At 70.4% G+C, this 20,451-nt stretch carries 18 protein-coding genes and 1 tRNA gene; 3 read left to right on the forward strand and 16 right to left on the reverse strand.

What is annotated here, in order from left to right:
• Positions 1-212: 212 nt before the first annotated feature.
• The 8 genes from DVR05_RS25685 to DVR05_RS25720 all read right to left on the reverse strand — a co-directional run bounded on the left by DVR05_RS25685 (position 213) and on the right by DVR05_RS25720 (position 7,447).
• On the reverse strand, positions 213-1,328 hold the full coding sequence (locus tag DVR05_RS25685; RefSeq protein WP_116248494.1) for an ABC transporter substrate-binding protein: 1,116 nt from the start codon (positions 1,326-1,328) through the stop codon (positions 213-215).
• Between the two features lie 488 nt (positions 1,329-1,816).
• Positions 1,817-2,914 carry an LLM class flavin-dependent oxidoreductase gene (locus DVR05_RS25690; protein WP_116248495.1) on the reverse strand — a complete coding sequence of 366 codons (1,098 nt, stop codon included), beginning with the start codon at positions 2,912-2,914 and terminating at the stop codon, positions 1,817-1,819.
• 32 nt (positions 2,915-2,946) lie between these two features.
• Complete coding sequence (locus DVR05_RS25695; protein ID WP_116248496.1) at positions 2,947-4,065, reverse strand: ABC transporter substrate-binding protein; 1,119 nt, start codon at positions 4,063-4,065, stop codon at positions 2,947-2,949.
• A gap of 14 nt (positions 4,066-4,079) precedes the next feature.
• A complete protein-coding gene (locus DVR05_RS25700) occupies positions 4,080-4,955 on the reverse strand; it encodes an ABC transporter permease (protein WP_232832337.1) in 876 nt (291 codons plus the stop codon).
• A 14-nt stretch (positions 4,956-4,969) separates the two neighbouring features.
• Positions 4,970-5,770 carry an ABC transporter ATP-binding protein gene (locus DVR05_RS25705; protein WP_116248498.1) on the reverse strand — a complete coding sequence of 267 codons (801 nt, stop codon included), beginning with the start codon at positions 5,768-5,770 and terminating at the stop codon, positions 4,970-4,972.
• Entirely contained in the window at positions 5,767-6,279 is a 513-nt protein-coding gene (locus DVR05_RS25710; RefSeq protein ID WP_116248499.1) for a flavin reductase family protein, read from the reverse strand. Before DVR05_RS25710 ends, DVR05_RS25705 begins: the two co-directional genes overlap by 4 nt.
• 82 nt (positions 6,280-6,361) lie before the next feature.
• Positions 6,362-6,880: an NADPH-dependent FMN reductase gene (locus tag DVR05_RS25715; RefSeq protein WP_157982557.1), complete on the reverse strand. Its 519-nt coding sequence runs from the start codon at positions 6,878-6,880 to the stop codon at positions 6,362-6,364.
• 165 nt (positions 6,881-7,045) lie between these two features.
• The gene (locus tag DVR05_RS25720; RefSeq protein ID WP_116248501.1) at positions 7,046-7,447 is read right to left on the reverse strand and encodes a hypothetical protein; all 402 of its coding nucleotides are present in this window, start codon (positions 7,445-7,447) and stop codon (positions 7,046-7,048) included.
• 237 nt (positions 7,448-7,684) lie between these two features.
• On the opposite strand from DVR05_RS25720, the gene DVR05_RS25725 reads away from it, so the two are divergent.
• Positions 7,685-9,379, forward strand: coding sequence for an MFS transporter (locus DVR05_RS25725; RefSeq protein WP_116248509.1), 1,695 nt, complete (start codon positions 7,685-7,687; stop codon positions 9,377-9,379).
• A 28-nt stretch (positions 9,380-9,407) separates the two neighbouring features.
• Here DVR05_RS25725 and DVR05_RS25730 read toward each other — a convergent pair whose 3' ends face one another.
• A complete protein-coding gene (locus DVR05_RS25730) occupies positions 9,408-10,985 on the reverse strand; it encodes a BBE domain-containing protein (protein ID WP_116248502.1) in 1,578 nt (525 codons plus the stop codon).
• A gap of 226 nt (positions 10,986-11,211) precedes the next feature.
• On the opposite strand from DVR05_RS25730, the gene DVR05_RS25735 reads away from it, so the two are divergent.
• Complete coding sequence (locus DVR05_RS25735) at positions 11,212-12,237, forward strand: hypothetical protein (RefSeq protein WP_116248503.1); 1,026 nt, start codon at positions 11,212-11,214, stop codon at positions 12,235-12,237.
• A gap of 31 nt (positions 12,238-12,268) precedes the next feature.
• Here DVR05_RS25735 and DVR05_RS25740 read toward each other — a convergent pair whose 3' ends face one another.
• The 5 genes from DVR05_RS25740 to DVR05_RS25760 form a co-directional block, all read right to left on the reverse strand.
• A complete protein-coding gene (locus tag DVR05_RS25740) occupies positions 12,269-13,918 on the reverse strand; it encodes a serine/threonine-protein kinase (protein WP_198659360.1) in 1,650 nt (549 codons plus the stop codon).
• Positions 13,919-14,206: 288 nt separating this feature from the next.
• Complete coding sequence (locus tag DVR05_RS25745; RefSeq protein ID WP_116248504.1) at positions 14,207-14,461, reverse strand: PspC domain-containing protein; 255 nt, start codon at positions 14,459-14,461, stop codon at positions 14,207-14,209.
• A gap of 352 nt (positions 14,462-14,813) precedes the next feature.
• On the reverse strand, positions 14,814-16,385 hold the full coding sequence (locus DVR05_RS25750; RefSeq protein ID WP_116248505.1) for an MDR family MFS transporter: 1,572 nt from the start codon (positions 16,383-16,385) through the stop codon (positions 14,814-14,816).
• Between the two features lie 60 nt (positions 16,386-16,445).
• Positions 16,446-17,054, reverse strand: a complete 609-nt coding sequence (locus tag DVR05_RS25755) for a TetR/AcrR family transcriptional regulator (protein ID WP_116248510.1) — start codon at positions 17,052-17,054, stop codon at positions 16,446-16,448.
• 127 nt (positions 17,055-17,181) lie between these two features.
• A complete protein-coding gene (locus DVR05_RS25760; protein ID WP_116248506.1) occupies positions 17,182-17,574 on the reverse strand; it encodes a PPOX class F420-dependent oxidoreductase in 393 nt (130 codons plus the stop codon).
• A 193-nt stretch (positions 17,575-17,767) separates the two neighbouring features.
• On the opposite strand from DVR05_RS25760, the gene DVR05_RS25765 reads away from it, so the two are divergent.
• Positions 17,768-17,843: transfer RNA gene (locus DVR05_RS25765), tRNA-Lys, on the forward strand.
• Positions 17,844-18,256: 413 nt separating this feature from the next.
• Here DVR05_RS25765 and DVR05_RS27660 read toward each other — a convergent pair.
• Together DVR05_RS27660 and DVR05_RS25775 are read right to left on the reverse strand one after the other, a co-directional pair.
• Positions 18,257-19,717, reverse strand: a complete 1,461-nt coding sequence (locus DVR05_RS27660; protein WP_157982558.1) for a tyrosine-type recombinase/integrase — start codon at positions 19,715-19,717, stop codon at positions 18,257-18,259.
• A gap of 119 nt (positions 19,718-19,836) precedes the next feature.
• Positions 19,837-20,211, reverse strand: coding sequence for a hypothetical protein (locus DVR05_RS25775; protein ID WP_232832339.1), 375 nt, complete (start codon positions 20,209-20,211; stop codon positions 19,837-19,839).
• Between the last annotated feature and the right edge of the window lie 240 nt (positions 20,212-20,451).

A 20,451-nucleotide genomic window follows, 5' to 3' on the forward strand; every position in this document is an offset into this window, starting at 1 on the left:
CCTTCGCTGGCATCGCCTGCATACGGATCTGTTACCGCAGACTCACCAAATGAGATGAGCTCTAATGTTCAGCCTGCGAACAGCGGGAGACGACGCGCCCCTGGGCGCACAGCTCGTCCCGGACCGTGTCCCCCGTACGCGTACAGGGGAAGGTCCGCCGCCACCCTCCCGGGTGACGGCGGACCGGACGCGTGGGGTCCCTCGCGGGGCCGCTACCTCCCCCGGGGCCAGCTCACCTCGCCCGCGGGGTGGACCGACTCCAGGTACTCCGGAGCGAACAACGGCTCCAGGTCGGGGATCTCCTCCAACTGGCCGTTCTCCAGCAGCACGGTCGCCTCGGCCTCCGTGCGGATGAGGTCGATGCTCCCGAGCGGTTCGCCGTCCGTGGTGTAGGTGCTGACCAGCTCGTACTCGGCCTCCCAGATGCGCTGGTTGTGCTCGACGTCGTAGTCCTGCTCCTCCTCCAGCTCCGCCGCGAACTCGACGCAGCCCCGGACGTCGTCCCGGCAGTACTCGAAGGCGTAGGACAGCGCCCGCAGGAAGTCCTCGACGACGGTCGGGTTGGCCTCGGCGTACTCCGGGTCGGTCGCCATGACGCCGAAGGAGCCGACCACGCCGTACTGGCCCGGCAGCCACTCGACGAACCGCGCCTCCATGGCGTCCAGCAGGAAGGGCTCGTTGGAGCGGTAGGCGGTCAGCGCGTCCACCTCGCCGTCGGGCAGGACGGAGGGGTCGTAGCCGACCTGCACCAGGTCGAGCGACTCCAGGTCCACGCCCTCCGAGACCAGCATGGCCGCGATCGGCGGCGGCAGGGCGCCCTTGTGCCCGACCGTGACGCCCTCCAGGTCGCTGAGCTCCTCGATCTCCGGGCCGGTGAGCAGCGTCGCGATCGGCACGTGCCCGTAGGTGGCGACCCCGATGACGTCGGTGCCCTGCTCGTGGGCCTGGAGGATCTCCCCCTCGTTGCCCATCGAGGTGAACTCCGCGTCTCCGGCGGCGACCGTCGCGGCGTTGCCGAACGTGTCGCCGGTGCCGGGCACGATCTTGACGTCGAGGCAGACCGCGTCGAAGTAGCCGAGCGCGTCGGCGGCGATGGCCTCCAGGATGCTCACCGAGGACTGGTAGCGGTATCCGGTGATGTAGGTGACCGTCCCGGCGTCCCGGTTGGTCGCGCACCGCTCGTCGTCGATGACGGCGGCCGACCCGGGATCCTCGGCGGCGGTCTCCTCGGTGGCGCCGCACGCCGTGGTCAGGAACAGGACGGAGACCACGGCCGCGGACGTCAGGTGCGACCGTCGCCGTGGGGGGCGGGGGGTGGGGGTGGGCATGGCCGAAAGACTCCTTCGTGTCGGGGGAGGGCGCCCCCGGGTGCGGAGGCGTTCGCGGTGCACGGCGAGCTCGGTGATGCGGGAAGGTCGTGGCTGGAGGGTGCCCGGTCGATCGCTCGGAGTAGTCGGTGGGGGCTCGCGTCGGCCGGGGTGGTGGGGGTCGGGGGAGGGGAGGTGGCCGGGATGTGTACGGAAAGTGACGGTCAGGGGGTGTCGAGGGTCGGTTCGGTCGGGATCGCGGGGCCACGCGGGGCCGGTATGTACCGCATAAACTGGACCCTAGTGGACCGAAACCCCAATGGCATCGGCCTTGTGGGCCTCTGCTCACTGTGGGCGAGGGTGACCTGGGGGTTCTCGCCTGATCGTCACCCAGGGTTGTGTGGTGCTCGTCACTCGACGCGCTTCGCCGTCGAGGGCTGGTCGGGGCCGCCGCTGGGTGGCGGCGGCCCCGACCCCTCACCGCTGGACGGAGGCGGTGAAGACCGTGGTCATCGGCCCGTCGCCGTGGCCGACGTCGCGACGGTGTCCGGGCGCAGGCGCGGCATGACCGCCTCTCCGAAGGCCGCCAGGTCCGCGTGGTAGTCCGGGAAGATCAGCATCAGGCCGTCCAGTTCGGCGAACCCGACGATCTCCTGGATCCGCTCCGTCACCGTGTCCGGTGAGCCGACGACGAACGGCGTCTGGAACGCCTCGTCCTCCGGCTTCTCCGCGGTCAGGGAGAGCGCCTTGTCCGCGGGCAGACCCCACGAACGCTTCATGTTGACGATCGCGTCGATGTCCGCGCCGCGCCCGTACTCCAGGCGGCGGGCCTCGGCGGCCGCGTCGGTCTCGTCCATCACGACGGTCAGCATCGAGTACGTCCGGATCCGCCGCCCCAGCTTCTCCGCCCGTTCCCGGACGTCGCGGCTGGCGTCGCGCAGACCCTCCAGGTTCGACGCGGTCAGGAAGGAACCGTCGCAGTGCCGGGCCTGGAAGTTCAGCCCGGTCTCGGAGCGGCCCGCGCTGATCAGCGTCGGCATCGGGTCGGGGTGCGGACGCGACCGGCAGTCCTCCAGACGGTGGAACTCGCCGTCGAAGGTCACCGAGTCCTCGGTCCACAGCCGCTTGACCAGCGTGGTCCACTCCTCGGTGAACCGGTACCGGTCGGCGTGCGACAGCTCCTCACGCCAGAGCCCCATCTGCGCGAACTCGTCCACGTAGGACCCGACCACGATGTTCAGCCCGGCCCTGCCGCCGCTGATCTCCTGGAGGGTGGTGAACATCTTCGCGGTCAGGGCGGGGTGGAACAGGTTCGTGTGGACCGTGGACCACACCTTCACCCGCTCCGTGGCCTCCGCGAGCCCCGACATCATGGTCATGGACTCCAGGGTGCGCCCCCAGTGGTCCGTGGCGCCGTCGTAGCCGCGCCACTTGCCCATCGACATGATGAAGTCGAAGCCGTGCTCCTCGGCCAGGACGGCGGCGCGCCGGTTGTACTCGTAGCTCGCCTCGGGGTGCGGGGCGGTCTCGGAGATGATCCATCCGCCGTTGCCGATCGGCAGGAAGAGACCGTACTCCGTGGGCGCCGACACGCCTGCTTCAGACATTCGTTCAGACTCCTTGGTCACTTCCGTGCTTCTCACTGACCCTCGGCGGGCCAGGTCACCTCTCCGTTGGTGTGGACGCCCTCCAGGTAGCTCGGGTCGAACAGCGGCTCCAGGTCCGGCAGCTCGTCGAGCTGGCCGGCGTCCACGAGCGTCTGGCCCTCGGCCTCGGTGGAGTCCAGGTCGATGAAGCCGACCGGGGCGCCCTCCCGGGTGGTACCGGTCGCCAGGCTGCTCTCGGCCTGCCAGACGTTCAGGTTGTGGTCGACGTCGTACTCGGTCTCGTCCAGTTCGGCGGCGAACTCGACGCACTCCCTGGCGTTCTCCTCCTGCACGCAGTAGTCGAAGGCCCGCGACAACGCCCGCAGGAAGTCCTCGACGACGGTGGGGTTGGCCTCGGCGTACTCGGGGCTGGTCGCCATGACGCCGAAGGAGCCGACCACGCCGTAGTCCTCGGGCAGCCACTGCCGGTACTCCTCGCCCATGCCATCCAGGAGGAAGGGCTCGTTGGAGCGGAAGCCGGTGAGCGCCTGGACCTGGTCGCGCGGCAGGACGCTGGGGTCGTAGCCGACCTCCACCTGCTCGATCTTGTCCAGGTCCACCCCGTCGGCGACCAGCATGGCCTCCAGCGGGGCGGGCAGCATGCCCTTGTGGCCGAGCGTGCTGCCCTCCAGGTCGCTGAGCTCCTCGACGTCCGGGCCGGTGAGCAGCGTCGCGATCGGCACGTGGCCGTAGGTGGCGATGCCCATGACGCCGATCTCGTTCGTGTTGGCCTGGAGGATCTCGGCCTCGTTGCCCATCGAGGTGAACTGGGCGGTGCCCGCGGCGACGAGCTGGGCGTTGCCGATCGTGTCGCCGCTGCCGGGCTGGATCTCGACGTCGAGGCAGACCGCGTCGAAGTAACCGAGCGCGTCGGCGGCGATGGCCTCCAGGATGCTCACCGATGCCTGGTACTGGTAGCCGGTGACGTAGGTGATCGTCCCGGCGTCCCGGTTGGTCGAGCACCGCTCGTCGTCGACGATGGCCGCGGCCCGGGGCGTCGTGTCGTCCTCCTGCCCCCCGCACGCCGAGACCAGCAGAACGGCCGATGCCGTCAACGCCGAGGCCGCTGCGCGTAGGTACCGGGGCCGGGGTGGGGCGAAGGGGGTGGACATGCGGACAGCTCCGATCATGAGGGATTTCTCTGCTGCGACTCGTGCCAGAACAGGAGTCGCCGTTCCAGGAGGGTGGTCAGGGCGAGCATGAGCACGCCCATCGTCGCCAGGCACGCGACGGCCGCGTACACGTGCGGCAACTGGGCGTTGGCGGCCGAGTTGCGGATCATCGTGCCGAGCCCGCTGGAGGACCCGGCGGCGACGAACTCCGCGACCACGGCGCCGACGATCGACAGGGGCAGGACCACGCGCAGCGCCGCCAGGGCGTAGGGGAGGCTGGTGGGCAGGCGCAGTTTCAGCAGGACCTCCAGGCGGGAGGCGTGCAGGGTCCGGAACACGTGCAGGACCGGGCCCGAGACCGACCGCAGCCCCGTGGTGACGTTGATCAGCACGGGGAAGAAGGTGACGATCGCGGTGACGACGACCTTGGGGGTCATCCCGAACCCGAAGGCCACCACCAGCGCCGGGGCGAGGGCGACCACGGGGGTGACGTTCAGGACCACGGCGAGCGGCATGATCGCCCGCCGCAGAACGGGGATCTCCGACATCAGCAGGGCCAGGACGAAGGCCGTCCCCGCGCCCCAGGCCACGCCCAGCAGCGCGATCTGGAGGGTGGACCAGGCGTTCTCCACGAACAGCGTCGGGTCCGAGGCCAGGGTCCGGCCGACCTCGCCCAGCTCGGGCAGGATGTAGGGGTTCCCGGCGGCGACCCACGACCACGCGGCGCCCACCAGCGCGACCGCGACGACGGTGGGCAGCCACACGCGCGGGGACAGCGGGGAACGGCGGCGTCGGCCGCTCCCGCGCCGTGCCCGGGACGGCGGGCTCTGGGGGCGGGTCCTCCGGCTCCTCCGGGGGTCCGTCCCCGCCGCTTTGCTGACGGTGGCCACGTTCTCTCCTCCCGTCACAGCGGGATCAGGTCGTCGGGGGCGGCGCCGCTCTCCCACGCGCCGCGCAGGGAGGCGCGGACGCGGTCCTCCAGGGCGCGGCCACGGGGGCCGGTCACCTCGTCGCCGCGCGGTCGGGGCAGGTCGACGGGGATCACCTCGTGCACGCGTCCGGGGCGGGCGGACATCACCACGATCTCGTCGGAGAGCGTGACCGCCTCCCGGACCGAGTGGGTGACGAACAGGACGGTCGTCGACATCCGCTCCCACAGCCCCAGCAGGTGCCACTGGAGCGCCTCACGGGTGAACTCGTCCAGGGCGGAGAAGGGCTCGTCCATGAGCAGCAGGTCGGGGCGCGTGCCGAAGGCGCGCGCGATGGCGACCCGCTGCCGCATGCCGCCGGACAGCTCGTGCGGGTACTTGCGGGCGGCGTCGTCGAGCCCGACCATCCGCAGCAGGGCGTCGGGGTTCTCGCTCCCCTTGCCCGCCCGGCGGTTGACACGGGCGGGGAGGGTGATGTTGCGCCGCACGTTCAGCCAGGGCAGCAGGGCGGGCGACTGCGGGACGAACCCGACCGCCTTGGCCGCGCACATCTGGCGGGGCGTGGAGTCGAAGATCCGCACCGAACCCTCGTCGTAGTCCTCCAACCCGGCGACCACCCGGACGAGGGTGGACTTGCCGCAACCGCTGGGGCCGATGAGGCTGACGAAGTGTCCGCGCGGGACGTCGAGGTCGATGCGGTCCAGGGTGGGTCGGCGCGGGTCACCGCCCTCGTAGGTCTTGGTGAGCCCACGGACCTCGATGCGTTCACGGCTCACGCGGCGACCAGCCTTCGGAAGCGGCGGCCCTGGTAGACGAGGGGAGCGGAGTCGCCGTTGCGGACGCGGGCCACGTCGACGAGGATCATCGTGTGGTCCCCGGCGACGTGCCGGGAGTGGACGCTGCCCTCCAGCACGACGGCGGCGCCCGGCAGGACCGGGGCGCCCAGGTCGCCGCGGACGAACTCGGCCGAGCCGAACTTGTCCGCCCCCCGCGTGGCGAAGAGCGTGGACAGGTGCTCCTGGCCGTCGGCGAGGACGTTCACGGCGAGCGTCCGCGCGTGGGTGAAGGCGGCGTGGCACTCGGCGGTGGTGGCCAGGAAGACACCGATCAGCGGCGGGTCGGCCGACACGGACACGACGCTGTTGGCGGTGAAGCCGTGGCGGCCGGTCGCGACCTGCGTGGTGATCACGCTGACCGACGTGGCCATGCGGGCGAGGCCGTCGCGCAGGGCGGACGGTTCGCGGTGGACGTCGGCGGTGTGTGGGCTGGGATCGTGGGGCGTCATTCCTGCTCCTCGGGGGACGGACACGTGCGCTCGGCCGCCGCGATGGCGACGGCCGAGTCGTGGGACGGTGGTGTCTCGCGGATCACGTGCGTACCGGGAGTGAGTCGATGACCGAGGAGAGCGTCCGCGCGTGGCGGTCGTACCAGCGCAGAGCGGGGTCCGTGTCGCTGCCCAGCTCCGGGAGCACCGCCTCCTGGAGGTAGAGGGCGGGCGTGGGGCAGATGGCGGCGAGCTCGACCATGACCGGGCGCAGGGCCGCCTCGGGGGCGGAGGAGTGCGCGTCGGAGGCGCCGACCATGAGGGGGACGCAGACGGTGCCGCGCAGCGCCTCGGGCGGCATCCGGTCGAGGAAGGACTTGAGCAGGCCCGTGAACGTGCCCTTGTAGACGGGGCTGGCCACGACCAGCAGGTCGGCCGACCGCACGGTCTCGACGGCGGAGTCGACGTCGGCGGCGCGGGGGTCGAGTACCGCGGGGCCGTAGTCCGACAGGTCGACGGTGGTGACCGGCGCGTCGGAGCGGATCGCGGCCGACAGCAGCCGGGCCAGGTGCTCCGCGGCGCGGGCGGTGCGCGAGCCCGAGCGGGGGTTACCTACCAGCACGACCACATGGGAAGAGCCCACGGGACACCCTCCAGACAAGACTCCTCCGGTACGGAACCGGAGACTTCGACGGAGAGCGGGCGGAAGCAGGATCGTCGACGGCCCGCGGAGATCGTTGACCCGTCAAAGGTAGGGACAAAAAATGGACGTTGTGTGAAGAACCGGTCACGGGATCGTCTCCGTTCGCTGGACGTTGTGGTCCTGGTCCAGCAGCAGGACGTCGATCCGGTGCGCGGCGAGGGCCTCGGGCAGCCAGGCGCCGCGGCCGAGCAGCCTGGTGAACGGCGTGCTCAGGACCAGGACGGCCCGCGCGTCGGGGAAGGCGGCGCCCCGGAGCCAGGCGAGCTTGAAGGCGTCGGCGATGACCTTGTTGCGCTGGTTCGACTTGATCTGTCCCCAGTGGAGGCAGCACTGTCCGAGGATGGTCGTAGGATCGGCGTCCGCGCAGTCCACCCCTACCCGGACGCCGTTCGCCAGGGTGAACTCCCGGGGTGTCAGCGCGGCCCCGAAGTAGGCGGACAGTGTCGCGTGTGGTTCGGGGGAACCGGTACGGTCCCTGGTGTCCATCAGCGCGTGTCTCGGTGTGTGCCCCATGCGACGAGACGATAATGCACGGGAAGTGGCCCAGGACAGGGCTTGTGCCCTTGTGCTCACTCTCGGCGAGATTTTTCCGGTGCGTCGTCTCGTGTCGTCGCGCAGAGTCGCGAGGCACTCGTCACACGGCCTTCTTCCACCTTGATCTCAACAAAGGTTGAGGTTTTACGGTCGGGGTTGTCCGAGACCGCCCGAGCCTGGGAGAACGACGTGGCCAGCAGCACCCCCCGAAGAGCGACCTGGAAAGAGTGGGTGGGCCTCGCGGTTCTGACACTGCCGCTGCTGATGTCCGCCACGGACATGACCGTCCTGTTCCTGGCGCTGCCCTCCATCGCCGCCGACCTCGCCCCCGGCAGCACGCAGCTGCTGTGGATCCTGCACGTGGCGTCGTTCCTCCAGGTCGGTGTGGTGCTCACCATGGGCTGGCTGGGGCCGCGGCTCGGCCACCGGCGCCTGCTCACGGCCGGTGTCGCCGTGTACGGGGTGTCGTCCCTGGTCGCGGCGTTCTCCGTCGACCCGCTCATGCTCATCGCCACCCGGGCAGTGATGGGCATGGCCGCGGCGTCACTGCTGCCGAGCATCACCTCCCTGCTGCGCGTGATGTTCCCCGACACCCGCCAGTTCTCCGCGGCCATCGCCGTGGTGATGAGCTCGTTCTCCGCGGGCATGGCGATCGGCCCGCCCCTGGGCGGCGCGCTCCTGGAGTACTTCTCCTGGGGCTCGGTCTTCCTCATCAACGTCCCCGTGGCGGTACTCCTGCTGCTGTTCGCACCGCTGCTGCCGCGGGTGGACGGGGTAAGGGCCCAGCGCCTGGACCTGCTGGGGGTGGCGTTCTCCGTGCTGGCGGTCATCGCGGTGATCTTCGGACTCCAGGAGATCGCCGACGACATGGCCAGCGGGTCCGGGGCCCCGATGTGGCCGTACCTGGTGTGCGTCGCGGCGGGCCTGGCGCTGGGCGCGCTGTTCGTCCGACGACAGCTCCGCGCGCCGGAGCCGCTCCTGGACCTGCGGCTCTTCTCCACGCCCGCCTTCTCCGTGTCACTGGTGGCCATGCTGTTGATGCTGCTCGGCGTGGGCGGATCGGACATGCTCCTGGCCCAGTACCTCCAGGCGGTGGAGGGGATGTCCCCCGGGCGGGCGGGCCTGGTGCTGATCGCCCCCGCGCTGGGCTCGATCGTGGGCGGCCTGCTGCCGACCGTCCTGAACCGGTGGGCGCGGCCGGGGTTCGTCATGGGGATCGCGCTGCTGGTCGCGGGGGCCGGGGCCGTCGCGATGGTGTGGTTCGTCGGCGGCGGAACGCTGCCGGGGATCGTCGTGGCGGCGGTGGTGATCCAGCTGGCGATCGGGCCGCTGTTCACGTTGAGCTACAACCTCATCATCGCGTCGGCGCCCCTGCGCAAGGCCGGTTCGGCCGCCGCGATGGGCGACGTCGCCGGCGGTTTCGGCAACGCGCTCAGCCTGGCCTTCCTGGGCAGCCTCGCGGCGGTGGTCTACCGGCGGCTGCTGGACGGCGCGGGACTGGCGGAGGTTCCCGCCGACGCGGTGGAGGCGGCCGGGGAGAGCGTCGGCGGCGCGACCTCGGTCGCGCAGACGCTGCCCGGCGCGCTCGGCGCCGAACTGCTGGCGGCGGCGCGGTCGGCGTTCACGGTCGCGGTGCAGACGGGCTACGGATTCACGGCGGCGGTGCTGATACCGGTCGGCCTGGTCGTCCTGTGGGCGCTGCGGAGGGTGCGCCTGGAGAACCTCGGCGGGGACGGGGAACCCGGGTCGGGGGACGGGACCCCCGGGCCCGGCGCCCCCGACTCGGCGGACGGGGCCTCCGGATCCCTCGCGAAGGACACCGCCGGGACGGTTTCCGGATGTGACGACGAGGGCGCCGGGGAACGGGAACCGCAGGGGGCGTAGGCGCGGTGACCGGAGCGGTCGGACACGCCTACGACCCCGACCCCTCCTCCCTGGCCCTGGGCAGCCGCACCGACTGCTGGTGCCGGAACACGTCGAGCGGGTCCCAGCACCTCTTGACCTGCTGCAACCGCGGGTAGGCGTCCTTGTAGTAGAGCGTGTGCCACTTGTCGTCGGAGGCGTTCCACTCGCCGCTGTCGAGGTCGCCGTCGGGGTAGTTGATGTAGCAGCCGTCGGTGAGGTCGTTGATGGCGGGGACCCCGCCGCTCGTGGCGAACGTCTTGCGGTAGATGTCGCGGATCCACCTGATGTGCCGGTCGATCGCGGAGGCGGTCTCGGTCCGCTTCCAGTACACCTGGAACTGCATCTTCATGATGGAGTCGCGCTGGGGGACCGCGGTGTCGCGGGGCGGATGGTTGATCGCGGAGCCGTAGGAGTCGATCTGGATGAGCGCCTCCCTGTTGACGTAGTCCTTGTAGTGGACGTTGCCCAGGTAGGCCCACATCTCGTCGATCTGGGCGGGGGTGAAGGGCTTGCGCATGTAGGCCGACTTGTACTTGCCGCACCGGTTCTCACCCGAGGAGTTGAGCGCCTGCGTGGCGGTGAGCCAGGGCAGGACGCGCGGGGTGTGCATGTCCCGGACCGGCGGATGCTCGCCCATGGGGGCGCTCATCTGGCCCGACGTGGGTTTGATCGCTCCGTCGACGGTGGCGAGGAAGTCGGCCAGCGCCTCCTTGCCGCGGGGATCGTCGTCGTCGACCTGGGCGACCAGGCCGATCTCCCCGTTGCTCACGTGGTTGAGCTTGAGCATCGCGAACAGCTTCCCGGACGCCTCGTCGGGGTCCTGGTGGTCGCGGAAGTACTCGCCGTAGGCCGTGACGAGCTTGCCGAACTCGGCCTTGTCGAACTTCGACCACTTCCAGGCCAGGGCGGCGAGGCGGACGTTCCTCGGGGGTTCGGGCAGGTCCCGGAACCAGAACCGGGTGACCAGGCCGAAGTTCCCGCCGCCGCCCCCGGTGTGCGCCCACAGCAGGTCGCGGAGGTTGGTGCCGGGGTCGTCACGGGTGGCGACGACGAGGTCGACCGTGCGGTTGGGGCGGACGACGGCCACCTCCACGGCGTAGAGGTAGTCGACGGTGAGGCCGTGCTGGCGGGACAGGAGACCGAAGCCGCCGCCGGTGACGTGCCCGCCGGTGCCCACGGAGTAGCAGGAGCCGCCCGGCAGGACCCGGCCGCTGAGCGGATAGAGATGGCTGTAGACGTGCCAGTTGCTGGCGCCGGCCTCGACGCAGTACGCCTCCAGGCCGGGGTCGTAGTGGACACCGCACATGGGGCTGACGTCGAGGATGACGCGGACGTCGTCACCGCAGACGAAGTCCTCGTAGCAGTGACCGCCGGAGCGCACGGTGATGCGGGTGCGCTCGGGGTCGACGGGGTGCTGGTTGACCGCCTCGGAGAGCGCGCGGGCGGCCCCGGCGGGGGAGCCCACCAGGCGGACGTACTCGGGGCTCGCGATCCAGCGTTGGTTGAAGCCGCGGGAGAGCGCGGGATACCGCTTGTCCTCGGGGCCGATGGTCGTCATGGGAGGGAAGGCGTGTCCGTGGGTCATTGAGCCGCCCGAGTGGAGGAGTGCCGAGACGCGGCGGGTATACCCCTCACTCGTCAACACGAAAAGTAGTCGACTCGGGGCTGTGAGTTACGGACGGTGGGGATGTCCGCAACGGGCGGGAACCGGTCGCGCCGAAACCGGTCCGTGGTCCGGTGGAGGAACCGCAACCGGGTGCCGGGAGGCGCCGTCAGAGCGGGGGACACCGATCGGACGAAGGGACGCGGGGATGGAACCGGGAGAGATCCAGCCGAGGAACCTGGGCGGATGGCGGGTGCGGACGCTGTCGGGGGGTGAGGGGGTCGAGGCCTACGCGTTCCCTGACCCGCCGGGCGCGGAGGGGCGGGTCGTCGGTCCGGCCCACGTGTTCCCCGTCGCGGAGCGGCCCGTCCGGTGGGGTGAGGCGGTGGCGCCCGACCTCGGGCGGGCCGTGTACACGACCCGTGACGGGGCCCTGGTGTGCGTCGACCGGGCGGGCGCGGAACTGTGGCGGTTCGACCTCGGCGCCACCGGTCCGGCCGCGTGCGACTTCTCCCTCGACGGAGCCCTGGTCTGGCTGTGCCGACTGGCCGAGACGGCGTCCGATCTCGACACCGACCACTGGGTGGTACTCGACGCGGCCACCGGCGCGGTCCTGGCCAGCGCCGACCTGGGGACCAGGGGAGTCTGCGCCACCCACTTCGCGCACCCGGCGGGTGCGGACATGGTCCTGGACGTGGGGTATCCGGAGATGAGCGGTCGCCTGTTCCGGGGCCGCCCGGACGGCGGGCGGATCGTCGTGGACGAGGTCCCGCTGGGCGCGGGACCGGGGATGACCGGGGACGCGGTGGTGGACCTCTCCCCGGACGGCACCCGGTTCCTGACCATGGACCAGGAACTCACCGTCCGCTCCTACCCTGACGGCGAGGTGGTCGCCACCGTGACCGGGGAGGACCTCGGCGGCCCGGAGGCGGGCCCGGGAGGGGACCGGTCGGTGTCCCTCACCCCGACGCCGTGCGGCTACCTCGACGCCGGGACCGCGATCGTCGCGGCACACGTCGACTACGACGAGGAACCCGAGGACGAGGACACGGACCCCGACGAGGACCCGCCGTACGAGTGGTACGAGACGCACCTCGTCGACACCCGCACCGGCGCGGCCCTCGGCCGGTTCGGCGAACCCGCCGCCGACGCGCCCGCGCTGATCCCCCTGGGCGACGGCTCCTGGATCGTCCTGGACGACGAGCGGGGGCGCTGGGTACGCCACGGCCGGTGAGCGGGGCCGGGCCGCCCCAGGGGCCGGCCGGTCAGACCTCGTGCGACTCGCAGGCGCGGACCCCGCCCGCGTCGCGGGTGCGCGCCCCGGGCAGCCAGCCCGTCACCCCCTCCGCCGTGGTGACCTTGTACCAGCGGGTGGTGCTGTACCCGCTCTCGTCGCTGATCGTCTGGCCGTCCCCGACCATGCACGCGGCGTCCAGCCGGTCGTTGTGCCAGACGGCCCCGGCGCGGTTGCCCGGGTCGGCGTAGGCGGCGTACGGGTTGTTCGCCAGCCGCAGCGAACACTCCGAGGTCCGCGGGGTCTGGCACGGGCCCTCGGCGTTGTAGACGGTGATCGGCACGGTGGCGGGCGCCTCGGGTTCGGGTTCGGGCTCGGCGACCTCCTCCGGCTCGGCCTCCTCGGAGGGCTCCGGGGACGGCTCGACCGACTCCTCCGGTTCGGAGGGCTCGGGGGACGGCGACGCCTCCTCGGAGGGCTCCGCGCTCGGCTCCCGTCCCACCGGGCCCGGGCGGCGCGCCTCGCCCTCGGTCGGTTCCGCCTCCGGAGCGGGTTCGGCCTCCTCGTCGGAGGCCAGCCAGGCGGCCATCGGCAACGAGTCCCAGTTCCGGGCGAGCGCCACCCCGCCGAAGGCGAGCCCGGCCAGGAGCGCCAGTGCTCCGACCCCGGCTCCGACGAGCGTGAGGGCGCGCCTGGCGCCGCCGCCGGGGGCCGCCGGGGGCGCCACGGTCCGCTCCGCGCCCGTGCGCACCCCCCGCCAGTCGCGGTCGAGCAGCGCGGCCACGGCGTCGGCCGCGGTTCCGGTGTCCCGGATCGGCGCGATCGCGCGGTCGGGCACGCCCGCCTGGACCACCCCCGAGACCAGTTCCAGCGCGGTCGGCCGGTCGGCGGCGCGCTTGGCCAGCGCCCGGCGGGCCAGGTCGGCCAGCGGCCCCTCGAAGCCCGCCAGGTCCGGTTCGCCGCTCATCACGCGGTGCGCGACCACCGCCGGGTTGCCGGTGCCGAACGGCGGTCGCCCGGTGGCCGCGTACGCGACCAGGGCGCCCCACGCGAACACGTCGTCACCGGTGGAGACCGGCTCGCCCCGGTACTGGTCGGGGCTGATCCACCCCGGTGAACCGGCGACCGTGCCCGTCCGCGTCAGCGCGGTCTGGTCGACCGCCCGCGCCACCCCGAAGTCGAGCACCCTCGGCCCGTCCGGCGCGAGGATGATGTTGGTCGGCTTGAGGTCACGGTGGGCGATGCCGCAGGCGTGGATCTGCGCCAGGGCCTCGGCGACGCCCGCGGCCAGGCCGCGCAGCAGGGGTTCGTCGAGCGGGCCGCTCTTGCGGATGTGGACGCCCAGCGTCACACCGCGTACCAGGGGTGTGGCCAGCCACGGCCGGTCGGCTCCGGTGTCGGCGGCCAGAAGCGGGACCGCGCAGGCCCCGCCGACCCGGCCCAGCAGGTCGACCTCACGGGCGAAGCGGGCACGGAACTCCTCGTCGGCGGAGTACTCGGTGTGGATCAGCTTGACCGCCACGGGTCGCGTCCCCGGTTCGGTCGGCATCGCCGCGTACACGATGCCCATCCCGCCCGCGCCGAGCCGGGCGAGCGTCCGGTACGGGCCGATCCTGGTCGGGTCGGCCGGGGTCAGGTCCAGGGCGGACGCCGGTAGGGTGACGGAGGAGGGTGCGCTCACGGTGAGGGAGACCTTGATCGTCGGGGCGGTGCGTGCTCACATGCGGACGTCCCGGGCGGGTCCAGGCATACCGGGGATGCCCGGATGGTAACGCGCTCCGGGGTCGTGTGGGGCACTCGCACCCGGATGTCCCAGGTCAGAGCGGTGTGACCGACGAGGCTGGGAAGGGGCGTCAGCGCTCGGCCGCGTGCCCGGAGGCGGGCTCGCGGGTCTCCTCGGCCTCCCCCTCCTCACGCGGGGCGGGTGGTTCACGGCGCTGCCAGCCCGGCTGGGCTCGAAGGGTCCACATCAGGTCTCACTCGGCTTTCCCTGGAAGTTACGGATGATCTGCTCCAGCAAGGAGTGGCGCTCGCCCTCGGCGGGCATCAGCAGCCAGGCGAGGATGTACACGAACACCCCGCCGCCCAGGAGCGCGAAGGCCACGAAGGCGATCCGGACGATGGTGGCGTCGATGCCGAGGAAGGCGGCCATACCGCCGCACACGCCGGTCAGGAGGCGGTCGGAGTCACTGCGGACGAGTCGTCCTTGGAGTTTCCCGTTCATGTCTCCAGCCTGCCCGTCACCGACGACGATTCCCATCGGGGAGAGCCCTGGGCCTCCCCTGACATCCCCCGGAGCCCCCCGAGAGGGGGAGGGGCGGGGGACGCCGACGCGTCCCCGCACCGGCTTTGACGGGCGCGGGACGCGTGGCGTTCCTGAGACGTGGAACACGGTCGTGCCCCGCGCCTGGGCGGTCGTCCCCCTCCCGTTCCGACACGCCGCTTCGGGGGCACGGCGGAGTTGCGCGGCGGCGCCCCGCACCGGTTCTCGGGTCCCGGTGCTGGGGCGCTCGTCGTCCCTCAGGCGTGGAACCCCGGAGGGCCGGTCGAGGGCGGTCGGGACGGGCGGCCCGGCCTCAGGCGGCCGGGGCGGTCTCCTTCTCCGGGTCCGCCTGGTCCCGGCCTCCCACGCTGGTGGCCAGCGGCGTCTCCCTGACGAACCAGGTGAGCGCGAAGCCGACCAGCACGACGGGCACGGCGTAGAGGAAGATCGGCGGGAGCGCCCCGGCGAACGCCTCCACGATGAACTCGCGCACCGGGCCGGGCAGGTTCTGGAGCATCTCCGGGGTCATCGAACTGATCCCGGCCTCGCCGCCCTCGAACTCCAGACCGCCGCCCGGGAGTCCGGCCATGCGCTCGTTGAGACGGGAGACGAAGATCGAGCCGAACACGGCGATGCCGAAGGACGCGCCGATCTGGCGGAAGTAGTTGTTCGCCGAGGTCGCCGAGCCCAGGTCGCGCCGGGGAGCCGTGTTCTGCACGATCAGCACGAGGTTCTGCATGACCATGCCGACGCCCAGGCCCAGCACGAGCATGCCGAGGCCGTTGTAGAGGTAGGGCGTGTCCGCGTCCATCCGGGAGAGCAGCGCCAGCCCCACCGCGATGACGGCGGTGCCGATGATCGGCCAGTGCTTGTAGCGGCCGGTCGCGCTGATCAGCCGCCCGGTCGTGATGGTGCTGATGAGCATGCCGAACACCATGGGCAGCATGAGCAGCCCCGACTCCGTGGCGGAGGCGCCGCTGACCATCTGGAGGAACGTGGGCAGGTAGGAGACCGTGGAGAACATCGCGATGCCCACGGTGATGCCGATGAGGGACGTGAGGACGAAGTTGCGGTCGGTGAAGAGCCGCAGCGGGACGATCGGCTCAACCGCACGCCGCTCCACCGCCACGAACAGGACCGCGGCGACCAGCGCGCCCACGCCGAGACCGATGATCTGCGGGCTGGCCCAGTCGTAGGTGTGCCCCGCCCAGCTGGTGAGCAGCACCAGGCAGACGCTGGTCGTGGCCAGCAGGACGGTCCCCAGGTAGTCGAGCCGGGGCCGGGGGCCGGTCGGCTGCGGCAGGCGGATCATCGTGGCCGCCGTGACCAGGGCGATCGCGCCCAGCGGCAGGTTGATGTAGAAGATCCAGCGCCAGTCCAGGTGGTCGGTGAAGAAGCCGCCCAGCAGCGGACCCGCGATCGAGGACACGCCGAACACGGCGCCGATGATCCCCATGTACTTGCCGCGCTCGCGCGGGGGGACGACGTCGGCGATGATCGCCTGCGCGCTGATCATGAGCCCGCCGCCGCCGATGCCCTGGAGGGCGCGGAAGGCGATGAGCTGGGGCATGTTCTGGGCGAGGCCGGACAGGACGGAGCCCAGCAGGAACACGGCGATGGCGAAGATGTACACGCGGCGGCGGCCGAAGAGGTCACCCGCCTTGCCGTAGATCGGCATGCCCACCGTGGCCGCGAGCATGTACGCGGTCACCACCCAGGACAGGTGCTCCAGGCCGTTGAGCTCGCCGACGATCGTGGGCAGGGCCGTGGCCACGATCGTCTGGTCCAGGGAGGCCAGGAGGATGGTCAGGATGATCGCGAGGAAGATCCAGCGCAGACGGCTGCGGCTGACGCCCTCCTCGGAGCGTTCGTGTGTGGATGGCATGGAACTCCGTTCGCCTGGAGAACGACCCCCGGGAATCCCCCAGGGCGGTACTGCTCCCCGTCAGTCGTCGGATGGTGCGTAGGCCGCGCCGACGTGGCGGAACGCGTCGCGCAGCACGGCGCGCACGTCCGCGACGCCCTCCCCCTCCCTGAGGTGGAGGCACTTCACGGTGTGCCGGGTCACCGCCATGGCGGTGGCGGCGACCAGTTGCGGGCGTTCGTCCTCCGGGGAGGTGCCCGTCCGCTCGGCGATGGCCCGGGACAGCTCCTGCTCCACGTTGTGGAAGCGGGCGAGCATGCCGGGCACCAGTTGGGGTTCGCGTTCCACGAGCCGTTTGCGCAGGAGCATGGCGTCGCGGTGGGCGGCGAGCCCCTCCGAACTGATGACGGAGGCGGTCAGCACGGTGATGAGGTCGTCGACGAACACGCCGGTGGGGCCGCCCTCGACGAACACCCTCCGGACCTCCTCGTCGGGGGCCGTCGGAACGTCACTGAGGAGGGCTTCCTCCTTGGTGGCGAAGTAGTTGAAGAACGTGCGCGTGGAGACGTCGGCCTCGGCCGCGATCTCCTCCACGGTGACGTGCTCCAGGCCGCGCTCCAGCGTCAGCCTGACGGCCGCCTCCTGGAGGGCGCGGCGCGTGGCCTGCTTCTTGCGTTCGCGCAGCCCCATGATGTCCTCCCCGTGCACGCTCAATAGTTGCATGCCGTGCAAGATTTCTCAATGTGTATTATTTCACCCTGTGCAACAGAGAACGGCCCCGCCCGAGGGCGGAGCCGTCGATCCGTGCCCGGCTGGTCTACATCTTCGTCGCGTGCAGGGGGCGGACGTACACGATGACCCTCTCGTCCTCGGACCGGTGCCAGGGGTAGACGTCCTTGTCGAGGTACTTCTTGGCCAGCGCGTTGATGAAGGCCAGGTCGGAGTCGTCCTCGACCCGGTCCACGACCCCGCGCACCTCGACGTAGCGGTAGGGGTTGTCGGGGTCGGTGGCGGAGATCGCGACGCGGTTGTCGCGGTTCAGGTTGTGGAGCTTCTGGCGGGTCCTGGTCTGGCTGAACCTCAGGAACTCCCCGTCCCAGTCGATCCAGACCGGGCTCGACTGGGGCTCCCCCTGCGGGCCGATGGTGGCCACGTGCCCGAACGCGCGCTTGGTGAGGATGTCCTGGCGGTCCTCGGGAACAACTGTCATGGTCGTGCTCCTCGTCGTCGGCTGAGCTGACGGTTCCGAGTAGACCAAGGGGCGGGGGAGGCGCCAAGAAGGCGGACGTCCCGGCGTGCCCCGGGGCCGCTACGCGGCGTGAATCCGCTGCACCGTACCGGCTGTGGTATCCGGTAGGATATTGGCTTGGTGGCCTACCCCCGGATCGGCTGGGGTGAGTCATGGGGCCTTAGCTCAATTGGCAGAGCAGCGGACTTTTAATCCGCGGGTTCAGGGTTCGATCCCCTGGGGCCCTACCACACGCACCTGCGTGTCTTCGCTGGTGTGCCCTGTGTTTCTCGGAGTCGGATTCTTGCGCTCTGGGACCACGTGACCCCAGGGGAGTAGCATGCCGTCCGAAATGGCGGCGTGCGCGCTCGGGCCTGGTCTCGGATCACCGACATCACTGAGCGCCTCCCCAGGATGGCTAGGGCCAGGATGGCTAGGGTGTACCGCGCTGTTGTCTTGGACGTGTGCTCACGGCGCGTGGTCGGGTGGGCGATCGGCTCCTCGCCCACGGCGGCCTCCTTCAAGGGTCACGTGGTCCCAGGATCCAGAAATCCGACTCCGAGCAACGCAGGACACACCAGCCTCCACCACGGTCAGAACGAAGCACACTGTGCGGGACAGCTGGGTTCCCGAGGGTTGCAGTTCGGGTTGCGATTCCCCAGTCTCATGTCTTCGAACGCCGCCACAGGGCTTCGCCCATTCGTTCCGCCGCGTCCTGGCTCATCTGTTCGGTCACGTGGGCGTATCGTTGGGTCTGCGACAGTGACGAGTGGCCAAGGGTGTGTTGGACCGTGCGCACGTCCACGCCTTGGGCCAGGAGCAGGGTCGCCGCCGTGTGCCGTGCGTCGTGCACCCGCGCTTTCGGGACTCCGGCCGCCTGGCAGACCGCATGCCAATCGTCGTAATCGCTACGCGGGTTGACGGGGCGTCCATCGGTGTTGGCGAACACGAGGCCGTAGTCCTTCCATTCGCCGCCAGCTCGCAGACGCTCCGCGGCCTGCGCCGCGTGATGAGTACGGAGTTGGTGGACCAGCTGGCGGGGGAGCGCTAGGACCACATCGGCCCTTCCCCGGCCAGGTCGGACGCCCTTTCGGCGGAGGAAACGCCAGTCGCCGCCCTTCCGTTTCGGGCACTCCCGGCCATGCCCTTGACAGTCGGCCGGGCATGGCCGTTTCACGTCCGGACACTGGTGTGACTTGATCGTGCAGTCATTCGCACATGTGGCCTTGTGGTGCCCGGGGCAGTGGCGTGGACACGGTCTCCTGTGCCGATCCATGACGCACGTCGTGATGTCCTCGCACCCGTGTCGGTAGGGCTCCTGCCGAATCTGCCAAGCGGCCTCCAATTGGTACCGCCACGCCCGCTGATGGCATACGTCGCACGCGCTGTCGGGGGCGACCTTCATCAGTTCCGCGGCGTAACCGCACTCGTCGCAGACGGCGTGGAGCTTCTCCCAGCGCATGCCCAGAGCTTCGGACTGGCGGACGCCGAGCGCGAGGGCCACGGACCAGCGGGCACCGTTGCGACGTCGTTCGCATACCTTGAGGATGCGCAGGGCCGCTTTGTAGTCGAGGGGCTCGATCTCGATGATCTCCCCGGTCGGCGCGTCGACCAGCTCCGCTGGGTTCTCCCGGATCTTCTGACGTTGTTTTGCCACCTTGAGCGCTCGGGACAGGATCCGATGGTGCTGGAGGATGGTATTGGGTCTGAGGCCGTCTTGGCGTTCGAGTTCGAGGTAGTAGGCGTCGAGATGCTTCGGTTCGAGATCCTTGAGCCTGTGGGCACCCAGTCCCCGGACCATCCGGCGGACCTTGGGCCCGTAAGTGCTGTCGATTGTGTGTTGGGAGACTCTGCGGGGGGCGATCGCGGTGAGCCATTCGGTCAGCCACTCACCGACCGTCAACCCACGGCCGACCGTGGATCTGAGCCCTTCGGCGCGGTCGGACTCCAAACGTCGAACCTTCTCCGTGACCTCGGCTTCGGTCTTGGCCTTCCGGTGGCGTCGGTCGGGGCGGCCATCGGGCCTGACACCCATGGTGACCCAACCATGCCACAAGCCGTCACTGTCCGAACGGTAGATCGACGAGCGCAAGTTGGGAGCTCGACCGTTTCTACGTTTCGCCATGCGCCAATTCCAATTATGACTTAGATCACGTTTTATACTGTCGTCTGGTGCGGTGCTCCCGCTCGCCTTTACGGTCGGCGAGGTCGCCCGCGCCTTCGGCTGGATGGCTTCGCCGCGTGTCAATCCAGCCATTCGTGCTTCCAGGGGGTGAGTAGGCCCGGAACGACCGTCTCCGCGATCCGCACAGATGTCGGAGAAACAGTCCATTCTTTATCCCACCAGGTCAGGCGTTGGTACAGATCCCAGTCAAGGTATGGGTCCACGACGCCGACGGCGGCGAACATCCTCTGGCGCGCCCAAGTCGGCAATGACTTGATGTAGGCGTCGGCCAAGGCGCCGTAGGTGATGCCGTCACGGGCGACGATCAGCTCGTGACCAGGAGCGACTTCTGTGAGGAGGAAAGGGATGTTCGTCGGTAGGGTATCGAGGGTTACGGACAATCGGCGGCAGGGGGAGGCGTCTCGGGGTGCTTGATCATCGGGGCGCGGCTGCATGTCTATCCCCTCCATATGCTGCGCAGGCCCACTGGGGGCGGGAAACATCATGCTAATGCGTAACTATGTACGAATCCAGGGGTAACGGACAGTCCGTTACCCCTGGAGATGCATATTCCCCTGCCGCCTGTTCGGTTTGCCGAAGTTGTGTCCGAAACTGGCCAGTCAATCGTGGTTAGTGAGCCCTTTTCATCCTGAAGACGCTGGTCACAGCCGCGCACCGACCGCGCGGAACCACCC

This window comes from Nocardiopsis sp. FIRDI 009 (assembly GCF_003386285.1).
In the GTDB taxonomy this organism is placed as follows: domain Bacteria; phylum Actinomycetota; class Actinomycetes; order Streptosporangiales; family Streptosporangiaceae; genus Nocardiopsis.